Genomic DNA, 12,947 nt, shown 5'->3' with positions numbered 1-12,947 from the left:
AATCAACGCGGCGGCAGGATAATTCGCTATGCGCGAACGTCGCTACCGTGTGTTCGGCCACTGAACCCGGCGGGCAGCGGCGCAGTTCACACCAGGCCGGCGACGAAACTCGCCGCCTGCTGTACCAAACCGGAGGTCACATAGTCGTTGTGCGCGAACGGGTTACGGCCCCGCGAGCAGATCGGGTCACCGTCCTTGCACAGATCGATGGCCCGGCCGGCGAAGACCGAGCGGGTAATCGGGTTGCTGAACTTTGCTGCGGGGTTGCCGAACACCGCTACGGCCGCGACGTTGGGAACCAGGCTGCCAGGCAGCGGCGGCGCCGACCCGATCGATCCGATCTTGTTGCCCAGCGGCGGGACGCCGGCGAGCATGTCCATCACCGCGGCGCCCTGCGAGTACCCGCCGAGAACCAGACGCGTCGACGGACACTGCTGCGCCATCATCGCGATGCGGTTGGTGGCGTCGGCGGCACCGTCGGCCGCGGCGAGGAAGTCGTAGGACGCGGGGTAGTTCACCGCATAGGAGGTGAGGCTGCGTCCGCCGACCATGCCGCGCAGCGCGTTGACGAACGCGGTACCTGGGGTGCCGAGGCCGGGGGTGTCGTCGGTGCCGCGGGCGAAGATCACCTCGATGTCCGAGCACGACGACGACTGGGGCGCCTGCACCGGCGCCGCCACCGGGCCGGGGTCATAGCCCGGACCGATGGGCCCGGGCGGGGGACCGGGCTGGGCGCCGGCCGTCGGTGCACCGCCGAGAAGGACGGCGGCGGCGGCGGCCACGACGGCCACCCGCCGGGCGGTCTCACGCAGCAAAGTCACGCGCACATATTCACATACCGGGGCGGCTGTCGGCTAACAGCTGGCTTTTTCCGGTTCCGGGTCCGCTTCGGGATCGACGACCGGAGCGTCCGGCCAGGTGGCCTCGCCGACGGCCTCGGACCGGTCACCGGCCCGCGCCAACGCGAGACCGGCCAGCACCACCAGCCCGCCGACCGCCTGGGTCGCGGTGATGGCCTCGCCCACCAGCAGCCAGGCCGCCAGCACCGCGAACATCACTTCCGACAGCCCGACCAGCGACGCGAACCGGGGGCGCAGCCGCGCGATGCCCATGATTCCGAGCGTGTAGGCGATCGCGGTGGCGATGACGCCGAGCGCGATCACCGGGACGATCCACGACACCGTACGGCCGGCGACGACGGTGTCGTTGGCGGTGAAGGTCAGCGGCATCACGCCGGAGACGCCGAGCAGCGCGACCACCCCGGAGCCGACGATCAGGCCGGCCGCCGACAGCGTGATCGGATCGACCCCGTCGCTGCCGGAGTGGCTGCCCGCCTTGGCCGACATCACGAAGTAGCAGGCCGCGCACACCGCGGCGGCCAGACCCCACGCGACGCCGACGAGGTTGATGTGCGCACCGGCGAACACGTCGAGCACCAGCATCATCCCGGCGATCGCGGCGGCCACGCCGGCCAGCGTCAGCGTGGTCGGGCGCCGGCGGCTGGTGGCCCACACCCACCCGACGACCAGGATCGGCGCGGTGTACTCCAGCAGCAGAGCCACGCCGACCGACAGGTGCGCGACGGCGTTGTAGTAGAACAGCTGCGCTCCCGCGATCGGGATCGCGCCGTAGGCCACCACGGTGCCGGGGTGGCGCAGCGCGTGGCGGATCCAGTCCCGCCGGATGGCGGTCGCGACGACGGCCATCACCAGCGCGCCGCCGGCCAACCGGGCGAGGACCGCCGCGGTGGGGCTCCACCCCGCGCCCATCAGCGCCTTGGCGAACGGCCCCGAGCAGCCGAACGCCAGCGCCGAGGCCAGCGCGAGCGCCAGCCCGAGCCGGAAGTGGTCGGCCGCCGCCCGCGTACCGGCATCCTGAACGGCCATGAACTGCACCTCCGGACGATGTAATGAGTAAAATGGGATTTGATCCTGACAGTAGCGACGAGAGGCGTCATGAGTCAAATGCTTTTCAGTCATGACACCGAGCTCACGTTGCGGGCCGCCTGTGTGCTGATCAACAGCAACCGGGTCGACGGCGAACGCCTCGGCGACATGCCGTCGCTGAACACCTACCTCGACGGTTTCGGCTGGACCGGCCGCCGCGACCGCGACGACGCCGAGCTCGAGTCGGTGCACCGGTTGCGGGCGCGGCTGGGCAAGATCTGGGCGGTCGCCGACGACGAGGAACGCGCCGTCGAACAGGTCAACGCGTTGCTCAGCGACACCAAGGCATCGCCGTGGTTGACGCGGCACCCGGAGATGCCCGAGTGGCACCTGCACCTCGCGTCGGTGCACGACCCGCTGTGGCAGCGGATGGGCGCGGAGATGGCGATGGCGCTGGCCGACCTGATCCGCATCGGAGAACTGCGCCGGCTCAAGACGTGCGCGGCCGCCGACTGCGAGGCGGTGCTGGTGGACCTGTCGCGCAACCGGTCCGGCAAATTCTGCGACACCGGCAACTGCGGCAACCGCCAGCATGTGGCGGCCTACCGCGAACGCCGGGCGCAGGGCGGTTAGGGCAGCCAGAAGCCGCGGATGCGGTGGAACCGGCTGCGCCCGAGCAGCGCGTTGGCCGCTTCCAGGCCCGACATCACCGCAGCTTCGATACAGCCGGCGTTGATGCCGCAGTCCGTCCAGTCGCCGGCGAGCACCAGGTTGTCGTAACCGCTCTCGTCGGGGCGCAGCCGGTAGCGGTCGGTCCCGGGCAACGACTGCACGTAGCGGTCCGACGGGTCGATGTTCGCGGTGAGATGTTGGGTGGCAAGGGCTTCGGCGCCGCGGTGACCGTCGACCCCGCACAGCAGCCCCCAGTCGAAGCCGGCTTCGGTCACCGCGCCGGGCAGGAACAGCCCGACGTTGCGGTCGAGGTGCTCGACGGCGGCGGCGGTCACGCGCTCGCGGCACCGGCGCACATAGTCGTCGTGGGTTGCGGTGGTCGGCCACTCGGCGTCGAACGGCCCGCAGAAGTAGCCGACGGCGCCGGGTTGCTCGGCGGCGGGCCAGTTCTCGGACCACAGGGTCTGCTGCATCGAGGCCCAGGTGTCGAACGGCGGGCGGTAGCCGCTGGTGGTGACGGCGGGGTGGTGCCAGCCCAGCGCCGGTTCGTCGGGGCGCAGCCAGATCTGGAACGCCTGGGTGGCGACGGTGCCGATCTGCCCGGTCATCTCGCGCCACTCCGCCCGGTCCTCGACCAGTTCGCGAGCCACGACATCGACCATGCCGAGCGACACGGCCAGCACGATGTCGTCGAAGTCGACGCCGCGGCGCAGGATTCGGCGTTCGGCGTCGTCGCGGTCACCGAAGTGGGACTCCAGCGTGTCCAGGCCGGACCGGGGTACGACCTGCTCGGCCAACGGTCGGTCCGGGAACACGGGCAGGCCGCCGACCCTGGTCAGGGGTTCGTAGGTGGTGCGTCCGTCGGCGAGGTCGACCTGGCGGCCCATCGTGACGCTTTCGACGGCGTGGTGGTGCTCGTCGAGGTGCAGTGCGTCGAGGCGGTGGAAGAACTCGAAGGTCACTCCCCGCCGCTGCAGCGCCTGATACATCGGCGCGATCACGACGTCGCCCATGCCCGCGGTCATCTTCCAGAACACCGCGCCCCGGTACTGGAAAAGCATGACGCCGGTGAGGAATACGGCGAGCCCGGCGCTGAACGCCGGCCGGTGGCGGTCACCGTCGCGGTATCCGAAGACCATGTCGTACATGCCCCGCACGAGTGGGAAGTCGACGACGTCGGGGTGTGCGCCGTGACGCAGGATCCACTCGCGGAAGTCCTCGTCGTTGATGGCGCGGAACCCGGTGGGATCGGTCAGCAGGCAGTCGGTGAGCAGGCCGCGGGTCGTCGCGGTCAGCAAGGAGAGCAGTTGCCAGATGCGGCGGCGCTCGGGGCTGCGCTCGTGATCGAGGGCGCGGCGCACCGCCGCCAGGACGGCCTCGACGGGCCCGGTCGCGGAAGTACCCTGTCGCGGGCCGGTGAGCGCGGCGAGCGCAGCCACGGCGGCGCTGCGCAGCCCGTCGGCCACCGGTGACGGTGGTCGCGGCGACGTGCTCAGCACCAGGGCCGGTTCCTGCAGGGAGGCGGCGTAGTCGAGCACGAGTTGCAGTGCCCGCCGGGCGAATCCGACGACGGTGACCTCTCGGCCCGTCGTGTCGGGCGCCCCGGGGGAGTCGTCGTTGCGGGTGAACCGGCCGAACCAGAGCCGCCAGTCGTCGCCCCACCGCTCGGCCATCGCGAGGTTGTCCGCCGGGATCAGGGCCTGATCCCACTGCTGGACGGGCGCGGACGGGTCGGTCCTCGCGCGGTCGAGTTCGGCGTAGCACTCCCGCAGGACCGCGAACGCGTTGTCGTAGGAGCCGAGCCAGACGTGCAGGCCGTGTTCCTCGATGCGGCCGCTGCGGCCCCTGCTGGACGCGGCCTTGCCGCCCAGGCGCCAGCCCCGCTGATAGACCGTGATCGACTCGAAACGGTCGTGCCAGCCGGGTTCGCTCAAGCGCCACGCCGCGCTGAGCCCGGCCATCCCTCCGCCGAGGATCGCGACCCGGCGTCGACGGCGGCTCACGCGAGCAGGTTCCGCGCCCGCTCGACCTCGGGCCAGGTCTGATCGGGCGGGACATGCTTGAGTGCTGCGCTGAGTTCAGCGCGGGCGGCCGGCCCGCCTGTCAGCGCGAACTGCTCTGCGGCGATACGGATCTCGAAGATGTGGGCACACTGCCCTCGAGCGCGCTCGGCGGCCTCCCGCAATCCGGTCCTGCGCGTGCCGGCGGTGTCGGAGACGACGGCCCGCACCCGCAGCAGTTCGGCGTCGTAGAAGTGCATGCCGGTGTCCTCGGCCAGGCACAGCGCGGTGCCGATGCGGCGACGGGCGTCGTCGGCCCGGCCCAGCGCGTGCAGCACCCGCGCCAGCACGGCGTCGTAGCACATCAGGAACACCCTCAGTTCGGCGGCGCGCCAACCCTCGACGAACGCGGTCATGGTCTTGGCGTGGACGCCCAACACGGCTGCGTCCGCCCCCTCGGCGAGCGCGGTGAGCGCGGCAACGGTGGCCTGCTGGGTGGCCGCCACCATCACCCATTCGTCGAATCCGTACTTGCGGCCGAGCGCCCCCAGTTCGACGGCGAGTTCGGCGGCGCGGTCGAGTTGGCCCGCCTCTGTGCGGATCCAGGTCTCCAGCGACCGGCCGTAGCAGAGGCTGAACGGTCCGTGCGGGAAACTCAGCTCAGCGCAACGGTTCTCGGTGTGGTCGAGCGCGGCCTCGGCGCCCACCAGATCACCCTGCACGAACCGGGTCAACGCCACGTAGGTGTGGGTCGAGGCGATGGGGTCGTTGGGCGCGAACGAGCGCGCCTCGATGTCGGGGGCGGCCAGATCGAGCAGTTTGGCGGCCGTCTCCTCCAAGACGTTGCGGGCCTCGACGAAATCGCCGCGCAGCCAGGCCAACGTCCCGAAGCTGGCCTCGTTGACCGGATGGCCGGAGGCCCGCATCCGGTCGATGCGCTTGCGCAGGGAGTCGGCCAATTGGGTTGCGCGGGTGAGGTCGCCGCGCGCCGTGTAGTAGCTCCACAGGGCGCTGAGCGTGGCGTACAGCGGCAGGCTCACGTCGGTGCCGATCAGTTCGAGGCAGCGCTCGAAGTCGGCGGCCGCTTCGATGCTGGTGTGACCGGTGGCCGCCGCGGCGAGGAAGCCGCGGTACAGCCGGACGTTGACCTCCTGGTGGTTGCGCGTCGAACCGGCAGGCAGCCGGTCGAGCTGCTCGAGGGCCAGCGTGAGATGGGTGCGCGCCTCGGTGAGGGCACCGCGACGACGGGCGTCGGCGGCGGCGTGCTGGGCGGCGGTCGCCGCCTCGCCGTGTCGCTGCGCTTCGGCGTAGTGCATGGCCACCACGCCCCAGTCCGGGATGCCGACGCGTGAGGCTTCGACCAGCGCATCGGCGACGCGTCCGTGCAGGGCGCGGCGGACGCTCGGAGGTGCCAGTTCGTAGGCGACCTCGCGCAGCAGTTCGTGGCGGAAGCGCCAGTGCCCGTCGTCGACGGCGTGGAGGACCTGGGCCTCCTCGAGCTCGGCCACCACGTGGTCGAGGTCGTCGGCGCGCAGGTCGAGGACGGCGTGCAGCAGGCCGCGATCGACGTCGCGACCGATGACGGCGGCGGCCTGCGCGACGGGTACCGCGTTGGCGCTGGCCCGCAGCCGGGCGAACAGGGGCTCGTACAACGCATCCGGGACGTGCCTGGCCGGCGGTCCGGTCACCGGGTCGCGGCCCGCGCCCGCGACGACCTCTTCGAGGTACAGCGGGATCCCGTCGCAGCGGCGCCGGATATCGGCGCGGTCGGCCGGGTTTAGGTCGGGCCGCAGGCCGCCGATCAACTCGTCGGCCTGCGCCGCGGTGAGCGCGTCGAGTTCGAACACCTCGGTATTGCCGTTGCCGGGGAGTTTCGCCTGCGGGCGTGCCGTCATCACGACGAGCAGGGTGGGCACGCCCGCACCGAGCAGCGTGTCGAGCAGATCGAGGCTGGACGGGTCGAACCAGTGCACGTCCTCGGCGAGCAGCAGGCCCGGGCGCTGACCGAGGCAGGCCAGCAGGTAGTCGCGGATACCGTCGGAGATCTGGTCGTAGAGGCGGGTGCCCGACGCCGGGAGGCGTTGGTAGCCATGCTCTTCGGCGATGCCGAGCACCGGCGCCAGCAGCGGGACCATGACGTCGCTGTGCAGGCCGAGGTCCTGCAGTTCGGCTTCCAGCAGCCGCAGCCGTTCGGTCTGTGGTGTGAGACGGGTGATGCCGCAGCGTGATTCGAGCAGCGTTCGGATCGGGTGCAGCCCGACGGTGGTGTGGAACGGCGACCCGAACAGCGACAGGACCACCCCGCCGGAGCGTTCGGCCTGTTCGGCCGCGGCGCTGGCGAGCCGGCTCTTCCCGATGCCGGGTTCCCCGGTGAACGCGAGCCCGGAGACGGGTAGGGTGCCTGCGACCGCCTGATCCCAGCGCACACGCAGCGAACGCAGTTCGTGTTCGCGTCCGACCAGCGGACCGGTGTAGGTGTGGGTGGGGACCGGGCGTTCGTCCACGACGGTGAAGTGTTCGACGGGCGCGTCGATTCCTTTGACGCTCTGCGGCGGACGTGAGGCCAGCTCGAACCGGTTGTGCAGCAGAGGCTCGAGAACACCGGACACCGCAACGGTGTTCGGCGGGGCCAGCCCGGACACCCGCGCCGTCAGGTTCGCGCCGAGGCCGTAGACGTCGTCCTGAGCCAGATCGAGATACACGATGCCGCGGTGAATCCCGACCCGCACGGCGATGTCGAAATCGAAGCGGCGACGCACCTGTTGGCTCAGTTTGGCGGTGACGCGGGTGATGTCGAGCCCGGCCAGCACGGCCCGGTGCACGTCGTTCTCGTGCGGCTTCGGGTGCCCGAACACCGCGAGCAGCCCGTCGCCCTTGGTGGAGCACAGGTGACCTTCGTAGGAGTCGATGATCCGCGTGACCTGCTGGCGATAGCTGCCGACCACGGTGCGGTACACCTCGGGTTCGACACGGGTGGACAGCGCGGTCGAGTCGACGAGGTCGGCGAACATGATTGTCAGGCGCCGCATCTCGCCGCCGTCGGCTGGGGCGGCCAGCAGGTCCTCGGCGTCCTGATTGCCGCGGTCGACCGCGAGGACCTGGCCGGCGAGTGCGGTCGCGGTCTCGCGGTCACCCTGGTTGACCGCCTGCAGAGCCCGGTCCAGAAGTTCGTCGATCGCCGGGCGCGGGGCCGGGTTCACAGCTCGGTGATCACCTTGACGAGGTCTTCACCCGCGCCGGCCGCCGTGCCTTTGAGCCGTACGACACCTTCGAAGACCGAGCCGCTGAAGTTCGAGTCGAGCAGACCGATCTGGAACTGGCCGGCGTTGGCGGGCAGCGTCACGGGCGTGAAGCGCAGCAGGAAGTGCGGTATCACCACGGTGGGATCGGAGGTCTGCCGAAACGACGTGGCCACCGAGATGGTGCGGTCGTAGGGTCGTTTGGCGATCTCGATCGGGTCCGACGGCTCGGGCAGCGCCTGGCCCGTCGCGCAGGCGATCGGGCCGGCGAGCGCGGACTGGGCGAGCGCCGCCCCGCCCAACACCCACAGTTCGAACATCCGGTGCGCGACCTTGATCCGGTCGTCGAGCGAGAACTCGCCGGCGTCGATCTTGCTTGCGGCGTCGCGGGCCAGCGCACCGGCCTGGTCGACCAGACCCTGCGCGATCGCGAGACTCTGCCCGAGGTGGGCGTGCGGGTCGGTCATGATGCGCTGCTCCCGTCGCCGGGGGGCTCGGGCGGAGTTCCCGGCACCGGTACCTGGCTGAGCGCCTTGAGGTAGCGCCAGGGCGCGCTGGCGAGGTCGGCGCCGACGTACTGGGTGTAGCCGATCAGGTCCTCGACGGTCAGCTTGTTGGCCAGCCACTTCGAGGACAGTTCGGTGTTCTTCGCCGTCATGTCCTTGGCGCACTTCTCCCACATGTCGACCGTGATCGACACGAGTCCCGGCTGCGGTGGTGTCGGTGAATCGGTTGCCGGAGATTCGGTTTGGCCGGACCCGGGCTTGGACGGCTTCCATTTCACGGCGTCGGCCGGTGTGTCGTCGGCGTTGCCGAACATCATCTCGTCGGCCATCGCGGCGTATCCGGAGGCGCAGACCAGCACCACCTGCGCTTCCGGGCTCAGCGGCGTGATGTGCACGATCTTCTTGGTGCGCACCCGCACCCCGGGTTTGAGCGCCTCCATCTTGATGAAGCCCTGGTCGACCTTCACGCGCCCGTCACCGTCTTTGGGGCCCTTGTCGAGTTCGTACACGACGAAGGACTTCGTCGCGCTCACATCGCTGTTGTAGTACTTCAGCGGGGTGACGAGCCGTTCGAGTCCCAGCGAGCAGCCCAGGCTCACGGACTCCAGCACCCGTCGCCAGCCGTTCACTTCGAACGGTTTCTGTTTGTCCATGCCGCAGAACAACTCCGGGGAGTTCATCGGCCAGTTCAGTGGATCGATGACGTTCTTCAGGTTGGTCAGCGTGATGTCCGGCCGGACCGAGACCGTGTCGATCACGGCGCACCGGTAGCCGCGGACGGTCTGCACGCTCGCCCGGCACGGCGACACGGCAGCGATCTTCGCCTCGAGCAGCCCCATCCGGACCGCGGTGCGGGTGACGTGGGCCCAGTCGGCGAAGCCGTCGAATTCGTCGAACAGGTGCTGCTGCAGCCCGTAACCGACCTCGACCGGCGTCTCGCGCCCCTCCGGCCCGGCCAGCGCCAGCACGCGGGCGAACAGGCCCTCGCGTTCCTCGACCCGCGGCGCGTAGTCAGGGTGATGGCTCAGCGCGCCGAGGACGTAGACCAGCCGCGCGGTCTGCGGGATGGTCAGCGCGTCTGCGCCCTCGTCGGTGCTGTCCGCGATGGACTCCAGCGCCCTGTCGACGTCGGGGAACACCGCCTCGTTGCGGGGTGCGAAGAAGTCGACGATGCTGCGGTACCAGCCGCCGCGGCCTTCGGTGGCAGGCAGATATCGGGCGGCCACCTCGGCCGCTTCAGGCTCGTTGGACGTCGACTCCGCCGGGTCGAGCGCGCCGTAGAGCGCCAGCAGGTTGGGAAGCGTCGCCATAGTGCCCCCTTTTAGGCGTCTGCGCAGCTAGCATACGGTGCTGCGCGGGTGGGTGCGCGTTATTCGCGCGCTGAACGAGGGGGGAACAGGTCGGTGAGCGATGGCTACCTGGGCGACGTGCCGTGGGCGTCGGTTTTCGATCCGGCGGCCAATGCGCGGGCGCTGAGCGCGATCCAGGCGGAGGGTTTCCGGGCGGCGAGCCAGCTCATGGACCGGTTCGTCGGCGCCACGGGCACTGCCGGCACCGGCGACGGGACCGTCGATTACGAGTCGCTGGTCCGGTCCTGGTGGACGCTGATCGGTCAGCTGGTTCCGGTGCCGCCGAACGGGACCGGCGCGCGTGCGGACCTGGACTTAGCCGGCGGGGATGCCGGCGGGGACGCCACGGACGTGGTGCGCCTGAGCGCCGGCAGTCCCGGCGTGGCCAGCACCGAGGTGTGGCTGCACAACCGGACCGACACCGACCGGGGCGAGATCCGGCTGCTCTGCGGTGATCTCGTCAGCCACACCGGCGCGGTGCTCGCCGGAGAGCAAGTGAGCTTCGACCCGCCGGCGGTGCCGATGCCGCCGCGCTGCAGCCGCGGTGTCGTCGTCACCATCGCTGTCGCCGAGGGGTATTCGCCGGGCCCGTACCGCGGCGTGGTGTTGGCGCAGGATCATCCGGATCTGTGGCTGCCCGCGGCGCTGACGGTTTCGGCGCCCGCGTCATGACGGCCACCGCTGACCGCGCGGAACTCATTGCGACGGTCGAGGACCGGCTCCGGGGTGTCGGCAAGGTGATCCGGCGGTCGATGCTCGACGCGCTGCCCGACGGGGAACCGGTGCAGTGGTTGTACGGGCCGATGCGGGAGTACCCGTCGCGGCCGGGTAAAGCTCTGCGCCCGGCACTGTGTCTGTCCGCGGGGCGCGCATTCGGCGCCGGACCCGACGAATTGTTGGGCGTCGCGGTGGCCATCGAGTTGTTGCACAACGCTTTCCTCGTGCACGACGACGTCGCCGACGGCAGCGAAATGCGCCGCGGCAGACCGACTCTGGCCGCCAGCCACGGTTTGGCAGCGGCGTTGAACGCCGGCGACGGGCTGGCGATCGTGGCCGGGCAGGTGCTGCGGCGCGCCACCAGGGGGATGGACAGCGACCTCGCCGAGTCGGTGTGGGTCGAGTTCGACACCATGGCGCTGCGCACCCTGGAGGGGCAGGCCACCGAGGTCGGGTGGCAACTCGACAACGTCGACGGGCTGGGCCCCGGTGACTACCTCGACCTGATCCTGCACAAGACCTGCTGGTACACCACGATTCACCCGCTGCGGGTGGGGGCGCTGGTCGGTTCGCGCGGCGCCGCCGAGCTGGGGCCGCTCGTGCGGTTCGGGTTCCATTTCGGCGCGGCGTTCCAGATCCGCGACGACCTGTTGAACCTCGTCGGCGACGAACGGACCTACGGCAAGGAGATCCTCGGGGATCTTTACGAAGGCAAGCGGACGCTGCCGCTCGTGCACCTGCTCTCGGAGGCCGACACCGCCGACCGCGAGTTTGTCCTCGACTATCTGCACCAGACGCGGGCGCAACGCACGCCCGAGACCGTGGCCACCGTCCGCGCGCTGCTGGACCGCTACGGCAGCATCCGGTTCACCAGCGAATACGCCGAGGGCATTCTGTCGGTCGCCCAGGAGTACTTCGAGCAGGCGTTCGCCGACGCCCGGCCCGGGCCGGACCTGGATTTCCTGCGTGCCCTCGTGCCGTACGTGTGGGCACGCTGGCGCTGACCTCAAGCGGATTTGGTGACCAGACGCTGCCGCCCGGCGTTCTAGGCTTGCCGTGGGGGAGCGATGGCCGAGAACTCAAGCAAACTGCAGATCAGCGGGCAGCGGTTTCTGATCCGGCGGATGACGCACGCGCTGGTACGCGGGGACGTCCGCATGCACGACGATCCGCTGCGCGCACAGTCGATCTCGCTGACTGTCGGATGTGTGCTCGCGGCGATCGCGATCGGCGTGTGCGCGGTGCTGGCGTACCTGAAGCCGCGCGGTGCGCTCGGCGACGCGCCGGTCGTCATGGTGCGTGACTCCGGAGCGCTGTACGTGCGCGTCGACGACACCCTGCACCCGGTGCCGAACCTGGCCTCGGCCCGGCTGATCGTCGGGACGCCCGCGGTGCCGCGACTGGTCAGCAGGCAGGCCGTCGAGACCGCGTCCCGCGGCCCCGCGGTCGGCATACCCGGCGCCCCGGACGTGTCTGCCGCGCCGTTGTCCGCGGGCGAATCCAGTTGGCAGATCTGCGAAGACGCCGCGTCGACGACCGTCTTCGTGGGGGCGGCGGAAGCGACATCCGCGGGGAGCGTCCTGGTCGCGCCGCGCGATGCGGGCGCGGCCGAAACCTACCTGCTGTACGACGGCCGCCGGGCCCGGGTGGACCTGCGCAGCCCCGCCGTGGTGCGGGCGCTCAAACTCGACGGCGTCGAACCGCGGCCGGTGTCGCGGACGCTGCTCGACACCGTGCCCGAGGCCGCGCAGATCACCGCGCCGGCCGTCCCCGACGCCGGCACCGCGGGGCCGGCAACGCTGCACGGGTTCGCGGTCGGCACGGTGCTGCGGGTCCCCCGCGCGGGTGCCGTCGACCTGTACGTGGTGCTCGCCTCCGGTGTTCAGCGGGTCGGGGAGGTGGCCGCCGACCTGATCCGGTTCACCCGATCGCACGGCGAGCGCGACATCGTGACGGTCGAACCCGCGGCGATCGGCGCGGTGCCGGTCGTCGACGATCTCGCCGTCGCCGGCTTCCCGCAGTCCGCGGGGCTGGACGAGGGCGCGGTGATCTGCGTGCGGTGGCGGTCGTCGGGGTCAGCGTCCGTCGAGCACGCGGTCAGCGTCGCTGACGCGCTGCCGACCCGTGACGTCACCCGTCTGGCGCAGGCCGACGCGGAGGGGCCGGCGGTCGACGCGTTCGCACTTACCCACGGACGCAACGCTTTCGTGCGGGCCGCCGGTGTCACCGGTGACGGCGCCCACGGCGGGCCGCTGTACCTCGTCAGCGACGCCGGTGTGGTGTACGGGCTGCGCGACCCGGACGCCGCCACGCGTCTCGGGCTGACCGGTGACCCGGTGCCCGCCCCGTGGCCGCTGCTCGCGCGGTTGCCCCGCGGGCCCGAGTTGAGCGTGCAGGAGGCGTCAGTCGCCCGCGACAGCCTTCCGTCCTGACCGGCGCGCGGTCAGCCCGATCCCCAGGACCGCCAGGATCACGCAGGCCGCCGCGCCGCGGATCGCCACCTCCGCGGGTCGGCGGTCGATCGGCGCCGCCGGAGGGGGCGACACCGTGGTCAGAGGTCCGGTATCCGCAGCGGGCT

General features: G+C 70.9%; 10 protein-coding genes. 4 read left to right on the top strand and 6 right to left on the bottom strand.

What is annotated here, in order from left to right:
* Nucleotides 1-86 precede the first annotated feature (86 nt).
* Together BHQ18_RS07945 and BHQ18_RS07940 are read right to left on the bottom strand one after the other, a co-directional pair.
* Complete coding sequence (locus BHQ18_RS07945; protein WP_372516649.1) at nucleotides 87-821, bottom strand: cutinase family protein; 735 nt, start codon at nucleotides 819-821, stop codon at nucleotides 87-89.
* Nucleotides 822-854: 33 nt separating this feature from the next.
* Nucleotides 855-1,886, bottom strand: coding sequence for an EamA family transporter (locus tag BHQ18_RS07940; RefSeq protein WP_069413318.1), 1,032 nt, complete (start codon nucleotides 1,884-1,886; stop codon nucleotides 855-857).
* A gap of 78 nt (nucleotides 1,887-1,964) precedes the next feature.
* Here BHQ18_RS07940 and BHQ18_RS07935 point away from each other — a divergent pair, with 78 nt between their 5' ends.
* On the top strand, nucleotides 1,965-2,519 hold the full coding sequence (locus BHQ18_RS07935) for a CGNR zinc finger domain-containing protein (protein ID WP_069413062.1): 555 nt from the start codon (nucleotides 1,965-1,967) through the stop codon (nucleotides 2,517-2,519).
* Here BHQ18_RS07935 and BHQ18_RS07930 read toward each other — a convergent pair.
* Genes BHQ18_RS07930 through BHQ18_RS07915 form a run of 4 tightly spaced genes read right to left on the bottom strand, consistent with a single transcriptional unit; the run spans nucleotide 2,516 to nucleotide 9,613 of the window.
* On the bottom strand, nucleotides 2,516-4,561 hold the full coding sequence (locus BHQ18_RS07930) for an FAD-dependent oxidoreductase (RefSeq protein WP_069413061.1): 2,046 nt from the start codon (nucleotides 4,559-4,561) through the stop codon (nucleotides 2,516-2,518). The genes BHQ18_RS07935 and BHQ18_RS07930 overlap by 4 nt on opposite strands.
* Complete coding sequence (locus BHQ18_RS07925) at nucleotides 4,558-7,758, bottom strand: ATP-binding protein (RefSeq protein WP_069413060.1); 3,201 nt, start codon at nucleotides 7,756-7,758, stop codon at nucleotides 4,558-4,560. Before BHQ18_RS07925 ends, BHQ18_RS07930 begins: the two co-directional genes overlap by 4 nt.
* Nucleotides 7,755-8,264 (bottom strand): hypothetical protein, encoded by a 510-nt coding sequence (locus tag BHQ18_RS07920; protein WP_069413059.1) that lies wholly within the window; start codon nucleotides 8,262-8,264, stop codon nucleotides 7,755-7,757. The genes BHQ18_RS07925 and BHQ18_RS07920 overlap by 4 nt, the downstream gene beginning before the upstream one ends.
* On the bottom strand, nucleotides 8,261-9,613 hold the full coding sequence (locus BHQ18_RS07915; RefSeq protein ID WP_069413058.1) for a hypothetical protein: 1,353 nt from the start codon (nucleotides 9,611-9,613) through the stop codon (nucleotides 8,261-8,263). The genes BHQ18_RS07920 and BHQ18_RS07915 overlap by 4 nt, the downstream gene beginning before the upstream one ends.
* A 93-nt stretch (nucleotides 9,614-9,706) precedes the next feature.
* Between BHQ18_RS07915 and BHQ18_RS07910 the strand changes: the two genes are divergently transcribed.
* The 3 genes from BHQ18_RS07910 to eccB all read left to right on the top strand — a co-directional run bounded on the left by BHQ18_RS07910 (nucleotide 9,707) and on the right by eccB (nucleotide 12,801).
* Entirely contained in the window at nucleotides 9,707-10,324 is a 618-nt protein-coding gene (locus BHQ18_RS07910) for a hypothetical protein (RefSeq protein WP_069413057.1), read from the top strand.
* Complete coding sequence (locus BHQ18_RS07905; protein WP_069413317.1) at nucleotides 10,321-11,373, top strand: polyprenyl synthetase family protein; 1,053 nt, start codon at nucleotides 10,321-10,323, stop codon at nucleotides 11,371-11,373. Before BHQ18_RS07910 ends, BHQ18_RS07905 begins: the two co-directional genes overlap by 4 nt.
* Nucleotides 11,374-11,436: 63 nt before the next feature.
* The gene (eccB, locus tag BHQ18_RS07900; RefSeq protein WP_069413056.1) at nucleotides 11,437-12,801 is read left to right on the top strand and encodes a type VII secretion protein EccB; all 1,365 of its coding nucleotides are present in this window, start codon (nucleotides 11,437-11,439) and stop codon (nucleotides 12,799-12,801) included.
* The last annotated feature ends 146 nt before the right edge of the window (nucleotides 12,802-12,947 follow it).

The organism is Mycolicibacterium flavescens (assembly GCF_001722335.1).
GTDB classification, from domain to species: domain Bacteria; phylum Actinomycetota; class Actinomycetes; order Mycobacteriales; family Mycobacteriaceae; genus Mycobacterium; species Mycobacterium flavescens.
This window is presented reverse-complemented; position numbering and strand designations above follow the sequence as displayed.